Origin of the sequence: Massilia frigida, from assembly GCF_011682175.1 — a bacterium.
GTDB classification, from domain to species: domain Bacteria; phylum Pseudomonadota; class Gammaproteobacteria; order Burkholderiales; family Burkholderiaceae_D; genus Telluria_A; species Telluria_A frigida.
The window spans coordinates 18,160-35,426 of record NZ_WHJG01000028.1; the positions used below are offsets into that span (position 1 = coordinate 18,160).

General features: G+C 69.4%; 11 protein-coding genes. 2 read left to right on the plus strand and 9 right to left on the minus strand.

Features of this window, described 5'->3' with window-relative positions:
* Nucleotides 1-8: 8 nt before the first annotated feature.
* The 5 genes from F2P44_RS23085 to F2P44_RS23105 all read right to left on the minus strand — a co-directional run bounded on the left by F2P44_RS23085 (nt 9) and on the right by F2P44_RS23105 (nt 5,227).
* Nucleotides 9-854 carry a universal stress protein gene (locus tag F2P44_RS23085; RefSeq protein WP_167089747.1) on the minus strand — a complete coding sequence of 282 codons (846 nt, stop codon included), beginning with the start codon at nt 852-854 and terminating at the stop codon, nt 9-11.
* Nucleotides 855-989: 135 nt separating this feature from the next.
* Complete coding sequence (locus F2P44_RS23090; RefSeq protein ID WP_370662740.1) at nt 990-3,272, minus strand: xanthine dehydrogenase family protein molybdopterin-binding subunit; 2,283 nt, start codon at nt 3,270-3,272, stop codon at nt 990-992.
* Complete coding sequence (locus F2P44_RS23095; protein ID WP_167089749.1) at nt 3,269-4,303, minus strand: FAD binding domain-containing protein; 1,035 nt, start codon at nt 4,301-4,303, stop codon at nt 3,269-3,271. The genes F2P44_RS23090 and F2P44_RS23095 overlap by 4 nt, the downstream gene beginning before the upstream one ends.
* Nucleotides 4,300-4,854 (minus strand): (2Fe-2S)-binding protein, encoded by a 555-nt coding sequence (locus F2P44_RS23100; protein ID WP_167089751.1) that lies wholly within the window; start codon nt 4,852-4,854, stop codon nt 4,300-4,302. The genes F2P44_RS23095 and F2P44_RS23100 overlap by 4 nt, the downstream gene beginning before the upstream one ends.
* Before the next feature lie 142 nt (nt 4,855-4,996).
* The gene (locus tag F2P44_RS23105; protein WP_167089753.1) at nt 4,997-5,227 is read right to left on the minus strand and encodes a hypothetical protein; all 231 of its coding nucleotides are present in this window, start codon (nt 5,225-5,227) and stop codon (nt 4,997-4,999) included.
* A gap of 222 nt (nt 5,228-5,449) precedes the next feature.
* Between F2P44_RS23105 and F2P44_RS23110 the strand changes: the two genes are divergently transcribed.
* A complete protein-coding gene (locus tag F2P44_RS23110) occupies nt 5,450-5,818 on the plus strand; it encodes a hypothetical protein (RefSeq protein ID WP_167089755.1) in 369 nt (122 codons plus the stop codon).
* A 27-nt stretch (nt 5,819-5,845) separates the two neighbouring features.
* On the opposite strand, the gene F2P44_RS23115 is transcribed toward F2P44_RS23110, so the two are convergent.
* Both F2P44_RS23115 and F2P44_RS23120 read right to left on the minus strand, forming a co-directional pair.
* Complete coding sequence (locus tag F2P44_RS23115) at nt 5,846-8,605, minus strand: winged helix-turn-helix domain-containing protein (RefSeq protein ID WP_167089757.1); 2,760 nt, start codon at nt 8,603-8,605, stop codon at nt 5,846-5,848.
* Nucleotides 8,606-8,610: 5 nt separating this feature from the next.
* A complete protein-coding gene (locus tag F2P44_RS23120; RefSeq protein WP_167089759.1) occupies nt 8,611-11,364 on the minus strand; it encodes a winged helix-turn-helix domain-containing protein in 2,754 nt (917 codons plus the stop codon).
* A 414-nt stretch (nt 11,365-11,778) separates the two neighbouring features.
* Between F2P44_RS23120 and F2P44_RS23125 the strand changes: the two genes are divergently transcribed.
* Nucleotides 11,779-12,591, plus strand: a complete 813-nt coding sequence (locus F2P44_RS23125) for a helix-turn-helix domain-containing protein (RefSeq protein WP_167089761.1) — start codon at nt 11,779-11,781, stop codon at nt 12,589-12,591.
* Here the strand turns inward: F2P44_RS23125 and tssM are convergent.
* Nucleotides 12,533-15,946, minus strand: a complete 3,414-nt coding sequence (gene tssM / locus F2P44_RS23130) for a type VI secretion system membrane subunit TssM (protein WP_167089763.1) — start codon at nt 15,944-15,946, stop codon at nt 12,533-12,535. The two genes, F2P44_RS23125 and tssM, sit on opposite strands and share 59 nt — an antisense overlap.
* The gene (gene tssL / locus F2P44_RS23135; RefSeq protein ID WP_167089764.1) at nt 15,943-17,265 is read right to left on the minus strand and encodes a type VI secretion system protein TssL, long form; all 1,323 of its coding nucleotides are present in this window, start codon (nt 17,263-17,265) and stop codon (nt 15,943-15,945) included. Before tssL ends, tssM begins: the two co-directional genes overlap by 4 nt.
* Nucleotides 17,266-17,267: the final 2 nt, after the last annotated feature.

A 17,267-nucleotide genomic window follows, 5' to 3' on the forward strand; every position in this document is an offset into this window, starting at 1 on the left:
TCCCCGGGTCAGGCCGCCATGAATACCGGCAGCGTCATGGACTTGAGGACCGTGCGGGTGGCGCCACCGAGCAGCAGTTCGCGCAGGCGCGAGTGGCCGTAGCAACCCATGACCAGCAACTGCGCCCCGCGCTCGCCGGCCAGCGCCAGCAAGGCCGCGCCCGCGTCGCCGGCGCTGTCGCGCTGTAGCAGCTCGGCCCGTACCCCGTGGCGCGCCAGGGTCTGGCCGATGGCCGTGACCGGGCGCAGCTCGCCGCCGGCGTCGGACTCCAGCGCCACAGTGTCGAAGATCGCCACGTCGACCGCGCTGGCACGCCGCAGCAGCGGCAGTGCGAAGCGCATGGCGCGCGCCGCTTCACGGCTGCCGTTCCAGCCGAGCAGGATACGCCGCAGCGGCCAGGCCGGCGCCTGCGCGCGCGGCACCATCAGCACCGGCGTGCCGCTGTTCTTGGCCACCTCGGCCGCCAGCCGGGGCGACGGCAGCGAGGCGCCCTGCACCGCGTCGGCCTGGTTCAGGACGCACAGGTCGCAGTAGCGCGCCAGCGCACTGAGGCTGTAGCGCGGCTCGTCGTCGACGGCGCGCCGTTCGCTGCCTGCCAGCGTGAACCCGGCCGCCACCCGCTCGAACTGGTCGAGCACGCGCGCGGCGCGCCCGCGCAGGGTGTCCAGAAAGGGGGCCATGGACGGACCGGCGTCGTTCACCGTGACCGTCTGGCGCAGGAAGCGCGACACGCCGCTGCTGGCCAGGCCAATAAGGTGGGCCTGTTCCGCCTGCGCCAGCTCGGCCGCGAACGCGTAGCCTACCCCGGCATTTTGCACGTCGTCAACGTGCACCAGGACCGGCTTGTAACTCATGATGAAACCTCCCCTGCCGCAACGGCACGGCCCACCATCACTGTATGACGTGGATCAAGCGAGGGTTTGAGCGGCATCAAGGTGCGCGGCCGAACCAAACGGCGCGCGCGCTGACGCTTGCCCTTGGCCGTGGGCTTACGGGGCCATCACCTTGTCCGGCGTCATCGGCGTGCTGCGCACGCGGCGGCCGGTGGCGTGATAGATCGCGTTGCAGACCGCCGCCGCCACGCCCACCTGGCCGATTTCTCCCACGCCCTTGGCGCCCAGGCGGCTGACGATGCGGTCGTCCTCCTGCACGAACACGACGTCGATGTCGTGGATGTCGGCGTTGACCGGCACCTGATACTCGCCCAGGTTGTGGTTCATGAAGCGGCCGAGGCGGTCATCGGACTGGGTTTCTTCGTGCAGCGCCTGGCCGATCCCCCACACCACGCCGCCAATGATCTGGCTGCGCGCCGCCTTGGCGTTGATGATGCGCCCGGCCGCGATGGCGCTGACCACGCGCGTCACGCGCACCGTGCCGAAGGCTTCATCGACGCGCACTTCGACAAACACCGCCGAGTGCGTGGCGCGCAGGTAGTTTTTCTGCTTGAGCACATTCGGCAGCATCATGTACTTTTCTTCCAGCCGCCCGGCGCCATCGAACGCCACGATCGCCGCCAGCGGCAACGCATGGCCTGGGTGGGCGCGCAGGCGCAGCGCGCCGCCGGCGAATTCGGCATCCTCGAAGCGCGCCTTGGCGAACGGCGAATCGGGCATCTTGCGGGCCAGCTTGAACAAGCTCTTTTGCAGCTTCCCGCACACGCCCTGCACCGCCGAACCGACCGTGGCCACGTGCGAGGAACCGCCTTCGACGGGTGCGACCGGCAGGGTCGAGTCGCCCAGCTGGAAGCGCACCCGTTCGAGCGGCATGCCCATGGCGTCGGCGGCGATGATGCACATCGCCGTGTAGGTGCCGGTGCCGATGTCGGTGGCGGCGCTGCTCACCACCAGGTTGCCGTCGGCGTGCAGCACGGCGCTGGCGCGCGCGAACATCTGCATCGCGTCCCACATGCCGCTCGCCATGCCCCAGCCGATCAATTCGTGGCCTTCGCGCATGGAGCGCACCTCGCCCGGCCGCTGGTGCCAGCCGAAGCGCGCCGCGCCCTGCTCGTAGCAGGCGCGCAGTTCCTTGGTCGAATACGGCAAGCCGTCGGTCGGATCGAGGTCGGCGTAGTTTCGCAGGCGCAGCGCAAGCGGGTCCATCGTCAGTTCGTACGACAGTTCATCCATCGCCACTTCGAGCGCATGCACGCCGTGGGCGGCGCCCGGCGCGCGCATGTCGATGGGGCTGAAGCGGTCCAGCGCCACCAGCTTGTAGCCGAGGCGGATATGCTCGCAGGCGTACAGCTGGCCCGACCAGTTGACCACCGCTTCCACGTAATCCTCGTTGCGCGAGGTTTCAGCCAGCGCTTCGTGGATGATGGCCGTCAGGGTGCCGTCCGGACGGGCACCGAGGCGCACGCGCTGGACGGTTTCGGGACGGTGCCCGAAGCTGAACATCTGCTGGCGCGTGAGCACCACCCGCACCGAGCGTTCCAGCTTGAGCGCGGCCATCACGGCCAGCGCCAGCTGGTACTGCGGACGCAGGCCGGAACCGAAGGCACCGCCCACGTACGGATTGCGCACCGTGACCTTGTCCTTGGACAGCCCGAACACGTGCGACACATACCAGCGGCTGTTCTGCGAGCTCTGGGTCTTGTCGTAGATGGTCAGGTGGCCGTCAACGCCGCGCACCACCGTCGAGGCGAACATTTCGAGCGGGTTGTGGTGTTCGACGCCGCTGTAATAGTCGCCTTCCATCTTCACCAGCGCACTGTCCCAGACTTCATCGGCGAAGCCTTTCGGCTCGGGCGGCGGCGTGTAGCCGGCCTTCAGGCGGCTCGGCTTGTGGCTGCGTTCGAGATGGTCGAGCAGGCACGTTTCGTGCGCTTCAGCCTCGTACGCGATCTCGACCAGCGAGGACGCGTAGCGCGCCGCCTCGAACGTGGCGGCCACCACCAGCGCCACCGGCTGGCCGCTGCTGTGGATCTTGTCGTCGTAGAGCGGGCGGAAGGGCGAGCCGCCGGGCGCCGTCATATCCTTGTAAAACAGGTCGAAGGAGCGGATGCGCGGACGGTTTTCGTGGGTGATCACCTCGATCACGCCGGGCACGGCGAGCGCCTTGCGCGCGTCGATGGCGGCGATGCGCCCTTTGGTGATGGTGCCGCTGACGACCACGCCGTACAGCAAAGCGTCGGCCGGGTGTTCGGCGGCGTAGCGCGCCTGGCCGGTGACCTTGTCGCGGCCATCGACGCGCGAGACGGCCATGCCGATGGTAACCGGGCCGGTGCCTTCGTCGGCGGCCGGGGTGCGCAGTGCGGCAATGAGATCGGTCACAGTGGCTCCTTGCCGGCGCTGGCGGCCGCTGCATGCATGTTGTCGATGGTGCCGGCGGCGGCCTGTTCGAGGGCGCGCACCACGGCGCGGCGCGCCATCGGTATCTTGAAATCGTTTTTTCCATGGCCGCGCGCGCCGGCCAGCAGCAGCCCGGCGCAAGCGTCGAAGGCGGCGCTGCCCGGACGCTGGCCAAGCAGCAGCTCCTCGGCGGCCGCCACGCGCCACGGTTTGTGGGCCACGCCGCCCAGGGCCACGCGCGCGGCGCGCACGGCACCGTCCGGACCGATGTCGAGCGCCGCGGCGCAGGAGACCAGCGCGAACGCGTACGAGGCGCGGTCGCGGAACTTGAGGTAGGCCGAGTGAGCGGCGAACTGGCCGGCCGGCGGCAGTTCGATGGCGGTGATCAGTTCGCCGGGCAGGAGCGTGTTGTCGCGCTCGGGATTGGCGCCCGGAAGCCGGTGGAAATCGGCAAAGTCGATACGCCGTTCGCCCTGCTCCGATCCGGCGTGGACCACGGCGCCCAGGGCCGCCAGTGCCACGCACATGTCGGACGGGTGGGTCGCGATGCAGTGCTGGCTCGCGCCCAGGATGGCGTGCTGGCGCGTCAGGCCGCCGATGGCGGAGCAGCCGCTGCCCGGCAAGCGCTTGTTGCAGGGCACGGCGGTATCGTAAAAATAGTGGCAGCGCGTGCGTTGCAGCAGGTTGCCGCCGTCGGTGGCCATGTTGCGGATCTGGGGCGAGGCGCCGGCCAGGATCGCCGCCGACAGCAGCGGGTAGCCGCTGCGCACCAGCGGGTGGTAGGCGGTGTCGGCATTGCGTGCGGTGGCGCCGAGCAGCAGGCCGCCCTGCGCCGTGGGCGCGATGGCGGCCAGCGGCAGGCTGTTGATGTCCACCAGCGCCGCCGGGCGCATGACGCCCTCTTTCATCAGGTCGATCAGGTTGGTGCCGCCGGCGATGAAGGCGGCGTTGCCGGCGGCCAGGCGCAGCGCATCCGCACTGGCCTGCGGCGCGTGGAAGGTGACCGGGTTCATGCGGGCACCGTGCCGGGAATGTAGGGGCGCTCGGGATGGTCCTGCTGTTCGGCCAGGCCCATCACCTGCGTGACGGCGGCGACAATTTGCGGATAGGCGCCGCAGCGGCACAGGTTGCCGCTCATCAGTTCGCGCACCTCGGCCACCGTGCGCGCCTCGCCTTCGCGCATCAGGCCGATGGCCGAACATAGCTGGCCCGGCGTGCAGTAGCCGCACTGGAAGGCGTCGTGATCGATGAAGGCTTGCTGGAGCGGATGCAGCTGGTCGCCATCGGCCAGCCCTTCCACCGTGACGATGTCCTTACCGTTTTGCATGACCGCCAGGGTCAGGCAGGCATTGATGCGCTTGCCGCCAACGAGCACGGTGCAGGCGCCGCACTGGCCGTGGTCGCAACCCTTCTTGGTGCCGGTCAGGCCCAGGCGCTCGCGCAGCAGGTCGAGCAGGGTGACCCAGGCTTCGACCTCGCATTGGCGCTGCTCGCCATTGATGCGCAGGCTGATCGGATAAGTGGCGGCGGCCGGCGTGCGCGCCGCAGTGGTGTGTGCGTCCATGGATGTCGACTCGGCTTGGGTGGACGCTAACTTTATCCAGAGTGCACTTTTTTGTCTGTTAGCGAACGTACCTTCGTAACTTGCGGTCATCCGTTTTTGTGTCGCGCCGGTCACATTGGCATACGACGGCGCGCCCCCCGGCTCAGTCGCAAGCATCCTTGGCGCTGTTGTTTAAATGGAACTGCTCCCAATCGGTAAGGCGGCGCGTGGCCGCGCCCTGGAGCACGCGCTCGGCCACGGCGGCGGGAATGTCCGAGGCGCGGAAATACGCCAGCGCCACCTGGCGGCTGAGGGTGCGGTCGTAGGTGACGCCAAGGTCGACCAGTAAAGACAAACCGCTGTTGTCACACTGGCGGCGATCGGGAGCATTCAATGGTCAGCCTTTCTGGTCGGATTTGACTACCCTTTTTTACAGTAACCGAGATTGATCGCGTTCACAAATAGTGCTTTGCTATTGATGTTTTCCCGATTCGAAATGCACAACAGTTTTCTTGACACCATTGGTTCCGTTGAGCGCCGGATTGTTGCGCAACTGTGTTGGCGAGCTTGATGTGGCAATGATAAATTGGCGACTTTTGGTTATAGAGGAGGCGGCATGGAACGCTATGAGCGCCACTTCGTATCCCAGCGAATTGGCAGGGCGATAGGGGCGGTGAACTTTGACGGGGCTGGCTTGGGGGTGGTGGAAATCACGGCAACGGGCGCGCCGCTCCGGATGTCGTTCGCGTTCACCTTATTGGATCTTCCGGATGAGCAGGAGGCAACGGTGGCGCTGGCCGAGCTGCTGTTGCGGACGGCAATTTCTCAGATACACAAGGAGATATCAAAGCCCATGGCGCAGACCGGGCCTGGCGAGCGCCGCCTGTCGGCCGTCTACGCGCCATGGATTGGCGACCTGGAGATGGCGCCGTACGGCGGGGCCACCGCAGGCTTTGCCTTGCACGGAGCAAGGAAGAACACATAGCGGCATTGGGGCCAGCCGGCAGCGGCCTCAGATGAGCCGCAATTCGCGCGCGCGGGCGATCGCGGCCGTGCGACTGCTGACCAGCAGTTTTTGATAGATATTGCGCAGATACCATTTGACGGTCCCCTCCGAGATGGCCAGCTGCACGGCCACATGCCGGTTGTCCAGCCCGCACTGCAACAGTTTCAGGATCTCGACTTCGCGCTGGCTCATTTTCACGGCCGTGCCGAGCCCGCCGCAAAATGGCGGATTGCTGGCCGGGGCGGCATTGCAGGCACTGAACAAGGCGTCCAGATAGTCTTGCGCCGCCGGCCAGCTGCCGCGCCGGCGCAATTGCTCCAGCACCGCGCGCACCTCCGGCCCCTCGTCCACGATCGAACGCGACAGGCCACCGGCGGCGCCCAGGGCAACCGCCGTTTCCAGCACGGCGCAAGCATCGTCCATCCTTCCGGTTTGCTGCAGCAACACGCTTTTCAGCGCCAGCAGCCGCACCGTCAGGCGCACGCGCTGCTGCTTGCGGGTCTGCGCCAGCAAGTCGTCAATAGCCAGCCCCAGCCCCTGCAAGCGGCCGGTGGCCAGGCGCAGGCGCAGTTCGATCAGCACCAGCTCGGACGAGCGCGCGAGAGCACCCGCCTCGCCCGGCTGCGCCGGATCGATCCCGGCGCCGCGCCCGACCTTGAGCGCCTCGTCGATGCGCCCTTCCTGCAGGTAGACGCGCACGCGCTCGGCCTGCAAGGCCACGGTCAGGCGCGGCAGGCCGCGCTCGCGGCCCAGCGCAATGCCATCGCCCAGGCAGGCATCGGCGGCGTCGCCCTGGTGATCGAAACGCAGCACGCGCGAGGAGGTCAGGAAGGCGGCCACGAAATTGGTCACCAGGCCGTACTTGGACGACATGCCGAAGGCGCTGGCCAGCACCTTGCGCGCCAGGTCGACATGGCCGCATTCATAGGCCGCATCGGCTAGCTGGATGCCGGTATTGGCGGCGATGATCGAATACGTCCCCAGCTCGCGGCAGTTTTCCTGGTACAGGCAAGCGAGTCCCTGTTCGGCCTCGCGCGCCTGGCCGCGTTCGAGCGCGATTACATCGCGCATGCGGCGGCAGCCGGCCACGCCCGCATAATAATCGCAGCGCTCGTAAAATGCCTGCGCGCTCGCGCCCAGCGCCAGCGCCTCGCGGTAATCGTGTTCGATAAAGGCGAAACAGGCCGCCGCCAGCTTGACGCGCGCGACGTCGATCGGGTTGCCGCTGCGCTCCCATTGCGCGCTCCAGGTCCGCTTGCTTTCGCGGACGCGCTCGACCCGGTTGCTAAACACATGGAACATATACCAGCAGATCTGCAAGTCGCCCAGGATGGCGGCATCGATCGCATCCTTGCCTTCGTAGATGCTGACCGCATAGCGCAGCGCCAGGTCCGACTCGATCGCCAGCAGCGCACTTTGCGCTTCGCGCAGGCGCCCGCTCCACATCACCGAACGCACGTACGACAGGCGCAGCGTGATGCGCTCGAACAGGGTCTCCTCCGGCAGGCGCTGATACCAGCGGATCAACTGATCGTGGTCGCCACGGCGCTGGGTAACATCTTCGACGCAGCGCTCGATCAGGTCGGCTGCCAGCGCCAGGTCGCCCGACTGGAAGGCGCAGCCGATGGCCTCGTCGCGCAAGCCATGGCGCGCGAACCAGGCGCTGGCCGCGCGGTTGGCCAGGCAGGCCTGGTCGGGCGCGCCGGCGGCGGTGGCGCCGCGCAGATAGTCGGACAGCAGATGATGGTAGCGGAACCACTGCCCGCCATCGTCGAGCGCAATCAAGAACAGGTTGTGCGCGCGGATCCACGCAAGCGTCGCGCCGGCATCGTGCTGGCCGAGCGCTTCGCTGCACAGCGCCAGCGAAAAACGGTCGAACAAGGCGGTCAGGCTCAAAAAGCGCATGACGCCAGCGGGCACCTGCGATAGCACCGCTTCGAGCAAGTAGGCGCTGACGTCGCGGTCGGTGCCGGAAAAGTCGTCGATGAAGCCGGCGCCGCGGCCATCGGCCTGGAGGGCCATCGCCACCAGCTGCAAGCCGGCGGCCCAGCCCTCGGTGCGTTCGAACAGGGTGCGCACCTGCTCCGCGCTCAGCGCCGGCAGTCGGGCGGCGTGCAGGAAGCACGCCGTTTCGTCCAGGGTCAGACTCAGTTCGGCGCTGCCGATGTCGGCCAGCACCTGCTGCCGACGCAAGCCATCCATGGCCGCCGGCAGGCAGTAGCGGCTGGCGACCAGCACGCGCAGGCAATCCGGGCTCACGCCCAGCAGCCAGGCCAGCAGCGCGTGGATAGCGGGGTTGTCGATCAGGTGATAATCGTCGAGGAACAGCGCCAGCGGCGTGGCGCGCGCCGCCAGGTCCTCGCACACCGAGCACAGAATCGCCTTGAGCGCGTCGACATTGGCCTCGTTCACGTCGGCCAGCCGGCACTGGCCCAGGCCGGGCAGCGCACGCTGGAGCGCTTCGATCACATACTGCAGGAAGCGCGCCGTCTCGTTATCCTGCGCATCCAGGCTCACCCAGCAGGTGGCGCAGCCGTCGGCGTCGAGCGCGCGCGCCAGCTTGAGCAGCGAGGTGGTCTTGCCGAAGCCGGCCGGCGCGCTCAGGCACACCACGCGGCGCTCCAGGGCCGCCGCCAGCACCAGGTCGAGGCGCGCCAGCGCCACCAGTTCGCCCGCCACCTGCGGCCGCCGGAACTTGGTCTCGATGAAGCGCCCGTCCGCTCGCGGCGCGCACGGCATCGTCGGGGCGGGATCGGGCGCGGCCATCGTGGTCAGAGCAGGTTCAGGCTGCGCGCCCGCGCCACGGCGCCGCTGCGGTTGCGCACGGCGAGCTTGGCGAAGATATTATGCAGGTGCCACTTGACCGTCCCTTCCGAGACGAACAGCAGCGCGGCCAGCTCGCGGTTGGCCAGTCCGCGTTCGGCCAGTTTGAGCACCTGCACCTCGCGCGGCGACAAGGCATGCGCCTCGGGCGCCGCGGCCGGCTCGGGCGCTTCGGGCGGCGCATGCTGCGCCGGTGCGCCGCAAGCGGCCAGCAGCTGCGCCAGGTAGTCCGGCGACACCAGCCGCACATCGCGCCGGCGCGCATGCGACTGCCACGCGCCGTGCCCGGCGACCATGGCGCGCACCGGCTCGCCCTCGTCGGCAATCGAGCGGCACAAGCCGCCCTCCTCGCCGATCAGCAGCGCTTCATGCAGCGCCGCTCCCGCTTCCTCGTGCTCGGCGCGCGCGGCATGGTAGCGCGCTTGCAGGCACAGGAGCTTGACCAGCATGCGCAGCCGGCCCTGCGAGCGCGCGCGCGCGCTCAATTCCTGCATGCGCGCGGCGATGGCGCCGCCATCGGTGCCGCCCTGCGCCAGGCGCAGGCGGATGCGCGCGATGCCGACCGCGACTTCCTCGGCCTCGGCGCGCCCGTGCGCGGCCGGCCCGGCCACGGCATCGATGGCGTCGAGCGCGCACTCGTGGCTGGCGGCGAGCGCCACCTCGCCCTGGCGCAGCGCCAGCCGGATGCGCTCGGCCATCAGGTTGCGCGCCAGGCGCACCTGCTTGCAGTGCAGCGCGCTGGCGACGCCGTTGGCCAGCACCGCGTCGGCGGCGCCGGGCTGGCCCTGCACGCACAGCAGGCGCGCGCGGGTCAGATACGCGGCCATGTAGTCTTCCAGCAGGCCGAAGCCGTGCGGAATCACGCCGCCCTCGCCCTGCGCCAGCGCGACCGCATCGGTGGGAATCGTCAGCGCGCTGTCGAGCGCCGCGGCGGCCGCGTCGATCTTGTCGAGTTCATACGCCGCCTGTGCCAGGTGCACCCCGGTGTGCGAGGACACCATGGAGTCGGCGCCCAGGCGGTCGCGGTTGGCGACGTACAAGGCCGCCAGCACCCGTTCGGCCTCGCGCGCCTGCCCCTGTTCGAGCCGGATGATGCTGATGAAGCGCTCGGTCCACACCACGCCCGAATAAAAATCGGCGGCCGCGTAAAAGGTTTCGGCGCTCTGGCAGGATTGTTCGGCGACGGCGTAATCGTGCGCCACGAAGGCGCTGTAGCCGATCGCGATGTGCGCGCGCGCGATGTCGGACGGCTGCGCCGACGGCCCCCAGCGCACCAGCCACGCGCGGCTGCGGCTGGCCGCCAGCGCGGTCTTGTCCTGGAATGCGTACAGCAGGCACCACAGCATCTCCATGGTGCACAGGGTGGCGGCGGCAGCGGCCACCGGCGGGCCGCTCCCCAGGTCGTATTCCAGTTCGGCCAGCGCGCTTTCGGCCTGCTCGAAGCGGTTGTTCCAGATGCTCGACCGGATGAAGGTCAGGCGCAGCTGCACGCGCTGGGCCAGCAGGCGGTAAGGCACGGCCGACATCCAGCGCAGCAGCGTATCGAAACCGGCGCGGGCCCGAATGAGTTCATCGACGCAGGCCGCGATCAGGTCGACCGCGCGCGTGCTGTCGTCGCCGGCCAGGGCGTAGCGGATCGCTTCATCGTTCTCACCGGCCCGTTCGCACCAGTGGCTGGCGGCGCGGTAGTCGGCGCGCGCGGCCGCGCCATCGGCGTTCAGGTAGCGCGTGCGCAGATACTCGCCCAGCAGGTGGTGATAGCGGAACGACTCGCCGCGCCGGTCCAACGCAATGAGGAACAGATTGTGCGCGGCGATCCAGTCGATCAGTTCGGGCGCGTCGCGCAGCCCCAGCGCGTCCTGGCACAGGCGGCCCGAAAAACGGTCGAACAGCGCGGTGCGCGACATGAACTGGTCGACCTGGGGCGGCAGGCGCGCCAGCACCGCTTCCATCAGGTAGGACGCGATATCGTGCGCGCTGCCCGAAAAATCGTGGATGAAGCGTTCGCGGTCGGCGGCGTTTTGCAGCGCGATCGCCGCCAGCTGCAGTCCGGCCGCCCAGCCTTCGGTGCGCTCGTACAGCACGCCGCAGGCGGCGCCATCGAGCGCGCCGGCGCCCACCACGTCCATGAAGGCGCAGGTTTCCTCGCGCGTCAGGCTGAGGTCGGCCGCGCCCAGGTCGGCCACGCCGCCGCACAGGCGCAAGCGGCTCAGTTTCAGGGGAATCCGGCTGCGCGAGCCGATATACAAGGTCAGCTGGACCGGGCTGACCGCCAGCAGCCAGTCCATCAGCTCGTGCACGGCCGGATTGGCGATGACATGGTAGTCGTCGAAAAACAGGGCCACGTCGCAGCTCTGGTGGGTCAGGCGGTTGCACATGGCCAGCAGCTGGCCGCGCCCGCTGGCGTGCGCCGTGGCGCTCGCGCCGGCCGGATGGGCGGCTGCCAGCGCGGTCGTGAGGTGCTGCAGGAAGCGCTCGACATCGTTATCGGCTTCGTCCAAATTGATCCAGCAGCTGCCCACCGCACGCGCCGCCAGCGCCGCCATCTGATGCGCCATCGTGGTGCTCTTGCCGAAACCGGCCGGGGCGACCAGGCACACGATACGGGCGCCAGCAACCGCCGCGATGCGCTGGTGCAAACGCGGAACGGGAAGAAACCGGACGGGCAGCACCGGCGGATGGAATTTTGCGTCTGTTGGCATGAAAAGGGCGTGCAAAAACACAAGTCGGACGGCGCGTCTCGCCACAGCAAAAACGTGAACAATCACGTCTGGTTTTGTGACAATTGCATTACATATTAACCGAAAAGCATCTAATGAATAGCGTGGATTGTTACTTTTTCACTGCCCCGGCGTGCTTGGCACGCTTAATTTCTCAGAAGAAAAATTCTTAATAAACACATACATTTTCACCGGGAATCGATTTGACCGATTGGCAAGAACGAACCTAACTTTCGATAGGTAGCCAGCCTCCCGCTTCATGCTTTGATGTGTTGACCGGCGCCTTTCGTGCCCGGTGCGTCGGCCAAGAGACAGCCGCCGAAGCCACAATCATGACAAGGAGTATTTATGCGTATACATATACATGTTGGCGGAAAACAACTATATGAGAACTGCATGGTGAACATCCGTGAGTTTCGGTCGGCTGCCACGAGCAACGAGCTGCTCGCCTTCAGCGGGCTGGACATCTCGGCGCTGAACCCGCACGGCGGCAGCGCCGACTTCCTGTGCGATGCCAGCCTGTCCAACGTGGTGCTGGTCGACAGCCGCGAATATCGTCTGCTCGACGCCCTGGCCCCGGCCCAGCGCATGGCGCGCGGCATGGCCGACCGCCGCCTGTGGCCCGCACCCCTGATCCTGGCGGTCGACGCCCACCAGAGCCCGCCCAGCGCCACCGATGCGGGCATGCTGGCCGCCGACTGGGTGTTCGCGCCGGTCAGTCCGACCGACCTGCTGCGCCGCGCCGCGCTGCTGCTGCACCGCTTGCAAATGCCACCCGGCAGCGCGCCCGAGACGCCCACGCCCACGCCGCAGCCGGCATACCCGGCCGGACCGGCGCTGTCGCTGCATGCGGCCTCGCTGTCGGTGGGTTACCAGGGCCGCTCGATCCGCCTGAGCCGCACCGAATTCATGCTGATCGACCTGTTTCTCAGCCGCACGGGCGGTGTGGTTTCCTTCGGGGAACTATCCGAATTTTTCCAGACCCACGGCAAGGCCGACACGCGCAGCAATATTCGCGTGGGGATTTTTGAGCTGCGCCTGAAACTCGAACAACTGAGCGGCTCCGCGCTGGGCCTGGTCAGCATTTACCGCCAGGGCTACGCCCTGCGCCACACCAGCGGCCGCGCCGCGCAGCAGTACGGCGCTCCGCTCACAGCCGCGTCAGGCAGCGGCTGGCCTCGACAATCTCGCGCCGAAACGGGTTGTTGACACTGCTGGCCTTCAGCTCGTACCTGAAGGCCAGCCCATCGATGTCGAAACTGAGCTGGAAACGGTCGGCCTGCGCGGTTTTTTCCAGGCGCCCCAGGTCGAGCATGTGCAGCCAGGCCCATGATCCCTCGGTGTGCAAGCCGCTCCCTGCGGCCGCGCCGGCCAGCAGCCGCACCTGCTCGCTGCCTTTGCCCCCAAGCACCTGGAAACGCATCGCGGCGCCCGTCGCGGCTGTCCCGTGACTGAGAACCTGGCCCTCGATATCGAGCACGGCCCTGGCCAGCGCCGGGTCGGCGTCGAGCGGGCGCAGCGAAAAGCGCATCGCCACCCGCGTGCCGCCGTCGGCAAACCAGGTATCGCGGATGCGCGCCGCGCGCTGGAATTCGTCCAGCACCGCCTGGCTGAGCCCGAGGCGGCTGCTGGCGCCCGCGCGCAGGCGCCAGCGCCCCGACCCGGTCTCGACATGCGGCGCCAGATGCGTGGTGAAGAAACTGTCGACCAGGCCGCCGGCGCCATAAAAATTGCCGAAGTCTTCGGCGCTGGCGTCGACGCTGGCGCCGCGCACCAGCGGGTAGCGTCCCTCGATCGCGCTGCGGCACAGCTGCGCCGGCCCGGCTTGCCATAAGGCGTTCAGGCGCGCGTGTTCGTTGTCGAGCGTCAGGCCGGCCGCGCTGGCATGCGCCGTCATCAGCAGGGCCGCCATGGGCGTGGGCAAGCCCTCCCCCTGTTGGCGCAGCCCGGCCAGCGCGGGGCCGTCCGGCATCGGCTGGCCGCTTTGCTGCGCCAGGCCGACCGCGGCCAGCTCGGCGGATGCCTGTTTCAAGGATTCCATCAGGCGCTCGAACTCGCTGACCTTGTCCGCGCCCGCTGCCAGCAGGCGCTGCAGGCGCGCGAAATGCAAGTCGACCGGGTGCGCCGGCGGCGTGGCGGCCAAGGGCGCCGGCGCGGCCGACAGCGCCGCCTGGACCCGCGTGCTGGTCATCCGCACCACCTGTTGCAGGGCGAAGCCGGCGGCGGGGGTGGCGACGCCGCGCCCGGCGCCCGCCAGGCGGGTCTGGGTGGCCGCGGCCTGCAACAGTTTGCGCAGCGGCGATTCGCTCCCCGCCAGCGCGTTGAGGCTGCGCACGGCGGCGTCGACGCTGTCCACCGGCGCCAGGGCGATATCGGCCAGCAGCGCGTCCCACTGGGCGATGTAGTCGTCGGCATACAGGCGCAGCACGGCGGCCTTCAAGCCGGCCTCGCGCCGCTCCAGCACCCAGCCGTCGGCCGCTTCGGCAGCCACGGCCTGGTCGAGCAGGCCCAGGAAGGCCGTGTTGCCGGCCACGGTGTACATCCCGCCGATGCCGCGCGTGAATGGCAAGCCGCTGCGGCGCACCAGCACCTGGCTCAAACCCGGACCGCCGAGCGCGGCCAGGTCCAGGTCGGGCAGCCCGGCCAGGGCCGGCGCCTGGCGCAGGCGCTTGTAGACGCGCTCGCTGAGCGGCAGCGCGTCCAGCGACTGGCGGGTGGCGGCGATCAGTTGCGGGTCCAGCCGCACCGACGCGCCGTCCAGCGTGCGCGCCGAGAACAAGGCGGCCAAGTGGCGCGCGGCCGGCGCGGCGCCGTCGAGATGGCGTTCGGCCCAGCCGCGCAGGGCCAGCGGATCGCGCTGGCGGGGCTGGCCCAGCATCAGGTAGGCGCGCAGCAAGTCGTAGCGGGCCTCGCTTTCCTGCGCGGCGCTATCCTGCGCGGCGCTATCCTGCGCGGCGCTATCCTGCGCGGCGCTATCCTGCGCGGCGCTGTCCTGCGCGGCGCCACGGCGCAGTTCGGTTTCCATGCGCTCCTGCACGCGCGGCAGCAAGGCGCTGCGCAGCAGGCGGCGGTAGGCCTGGTCCGCCGCCGCGCCCAGGCGCTCGCCCTGATACAAGCCGAGCCGCATCAGCGGCGGGATGCCGGCGCCGGCGTCCGGCACGGTGCCGACGGCATCGAGCAGCGCCAACGGCGCCTGGAGCGTGCGGTCGGCCGCAACCACGGCACGCGCCGCGCGCTGCGCCTGCACGGCCTGGCGCGCCGCCTGCTGCACGTAGGCGCGGTTACCGGTGAAGCTGCGCGCCAGGCCGGCCGTGCCCGCGAGCAGGATCAGGGCGCTGGCCGCCAGCGCAATGCGCCCGTGCAAGCGCCGGCGGCGGGCGCGCGCGGCGCTGTGCGCCTTCAGGCCGCTCTCCTGGAATACCAGGTCACGCAGCAGGCGCGTCAGGAAATAGCTGCGCGCGCCCGGACCGAAGCCGGCATCGGCCGGCGCCGCGCTGGCAAAATAAGCCCCGCGCAGCATCAGTTCGTCGCCAAACTCGCTGGGCTGGAAGGCCTCGTCCAGGAACGCGTGCAGCGCGTCGCCCAGGGCGGAAAACTGCTGCGGGAAGCCGAACAGCAGCGCGCGCCGCGTGTCGTCGCCTTCGCCCTGCATGCGTTCGATCAGACGCGAACGGATCTGGTGTTCGAGCGCGCCGAAGCGCGCGCCGGCATCCACGCCGGCCGCTTCCGCCCCGAGCGGGAAGCTCATGCCCCACACCTGGGTGCGGTCGTGCTCGCCCAGCGCGTCGAACCAGGCGCCGAAACCGGGCAGCAGGTCGCACTTGCTGACCACCACATACAGCGGCACCACGACCCCGAGCTGGCGCTGCAATTCATCGACGCGCGCGCGGATCGCGTGCGCCTGCGTGCGCCTGGCCGCCGCGCCCTGGGCCAGCATGGCGGCGGCGCTCAGCACCACGATCACCCCGCCCAGCGGACACTGGCGGCGCTTGCGGCGCAGCAGATCGAGCACGCCGGCCCAGGCGGCGCCATCGTCCGTGCTGTAGTGGCCGGGGGTATCGAGCAGCAGCGCGGCGCCGTTGACCCGCCATTCGCAGCGCGCGGTCGGCGCCAGGGTGCGCCCGGCGCGTGCCTGTGCCAGCGCCATGGTCAGGCCCGACTGTTCCAGCATGCTGGTTTTACCGCTACCGGGGCCGCCCAGCAGCACGTACGATGGCAGCGGCGCCGCCCAGCGTCCGCGCCCCTTGCGGCCCAGGGCCAGGGCCGCGCGCAAGCGCTGTGCCAGCAGGCGCCGATCGGCCTCGGCGGCCAGTTGCCCGGGTTCCGGCGGACTCGCTTGCGCGCGCCGCGCCAGCGCCGCCCGGCCCCAGCGCACGCCCAGCCAGACCAGCCAGGCGGCCAGCAGCGCCACGATCGCCAGCGCCCGCGAGCGCGCCGATGCGAACGGCACGGCGCCATTGAATGCCAGCAGCGGCGCCTGGGTCCAGATCAGCACGCCTACCAGCACCAGCGCGATGAGCGCTAGGCCAGCCGGCGAGACAAGAAAGCGCAGCAATCGTTTCATCGGGTTCCCTCCTGGTGGTCGCGCGACAGGATGATCACCACGCGCCGGTTGCGGGCGCGGCTGGCCGCGCTGTCGTTGGGCACCAGCGGCGCGCTATCGCCGCGCCCCTGGGCCGTGAAGCGCTCCGCCGATGCCGCGCGCGCCGCCAGCAGCGCCGCGACCGTGGCCGCGCGCGCGCCCGAGAGCGCCTGGTTCGACGGAAAGCGCGGCGAGGCGCTCTTCACGTCGTCGGTATGGCCGATCACCAGCACCCGCCCCGGCAAGGGTGCCAGCGCGCCGGCGATGCGGTCGAGCAACGGCAGGAATGGCGCGGCGACGTCGGCGCTGCCGGAGCCGAACACGCCCTCCCCGTGCAGCACGATGGTCGACTGGCCGGCGCCATCGGTGACGCTGATCAAGCCGCGTTCGACGTCGGGCGCCAGCAAGGCGGCCAGGCGCGGCGCGGCCGCGACCGTTGCAACAGGCGGCGGGGGCGCGCCATCGGGCACGTTCAGCGCGGCCAGGCTGGCCGCGACCGGATCGGCGCTACGCTCGAGCGCCAGGCGGGCGCCAACGCCCAGTACCAGCAGCGTGGCCAGCATCGCCGCCAGCGTGAGCGCCAGCACGCCCGGACGCGCCGCAGGGCGCGCCACAGCCTGCGCCTGCCAGTCGGGCGACAAGGCCATCTCGCCGGCGCCTCTTTGCTTGCGGATCAAGAGCTGCAAACGCTGGCGGATGGTGTCGAGCCGCGCCTGCCCGCCATCGATGACGCGGTAGCGCCCTTCCAGCCCCAGCGCCAGGCACAGGTACATCAATTCCAGCAAGTCCAGGTTGGCGTCCGGGTCCTGGCACAGCTTCTGCAAAATCAGGAAAAACTTTTCGCCGCCAAACGCTTCATTGTGGAAGTGCACCAGCAGGCTTTGGCTGGCCCAGACGCCATTGCCGCCCCACGCCGTGCTTGAGATCGTTTCATCGAGCAAGGTGCACAGGCAATATTGCGCCCCCGCCACCGTGGCCGGCGCGCTGCCGTGGCGCGCGGCCTCGGCGGTAAAGCGCTGCATCGCTTGCAGCAATTGCTGGCGCAGCGCGGGCAGGTCGACATGGGCCGTGGCGGCGCGCGCCTGGAGTGCGAACGCCAGCAGCGGCGTGGCCAGCCCGACCAGGGCATTCGGCCAGCGCGGCGCATCGAACGCGCGCGTGCCCGGCGCGAACGCCAGCGGCGCCTGCTTCCCCGCCACGGCGGCCTTGGCCATGCGCACGCGCCGCGGTGCGCTCTCGTCGCCAAGCAAGACGGTCTGTTCCCAGTCGGGCGGCGTTGCGCCCTCTCTATCGATTTGCAACA

Excerpts from the sequence above, each read along its gene's own strand:
- F2P44_RS23100 (WP_167089751.1), bottom strand. The coding sequence starts at position 4,854 with ATGGACGCACACACCACTGCGGCGCGCACGCCGGCCGCCGCCACTTAT.
- F2P44_RS23095 (WP_167089749.1), bottom strand. The coding sequence starts at position 4,303 with ATGAACCCGGTCACCTTCCACGCGCCGCAGGCCAGTGCGGATGCGCTG.
- F2P44_RS23125 (WP_167089761.1), top strand. The coding sequence starts at position 11,779 with ATGGTGAACATCCGTGAGTTTCGGTCGGCTGCCACGAGCAACGAGCTG.
- F2P44_RS23110 (WP_167089755.1), top strand. The coding sequence starts at position 5,450 with ATGGAACGCTATGAGCGCCACTTCGTATCCCAGCGAATTGGCAGGGCG.
- F2P44_RS23085 (WP_167089747.1), bottom strand. The coding sequence starts at position 854 with ATGAGTTACAAGCCGGTCCTGGTGCACGTTGACGACGTGCAAAATGCC.
- tssM (WP_167089763.1), bottom strand. The coding sequence starts at position 15,946 with ATGAAACGATTGCTGCGCTTTCTTGTCTCGCCGGCTGGCCTAGCGCTC.
- F2P44_RS23115 (WP_167089757.1), bottom strand. The coding sequence starts at position 8,605 with ATGGCCGCGCCCGATCCCGCCCCGACGATGCCGTGCGCGCCGCGAGCG.
- F2P44_RS23120 (WP_167089759.1), bottom strand. The coding sequence starts at position 11,364 with ATGCCAACAGACGCAAAATTCCATCCGCCGGTGCTGCCCGTCCGGTTT.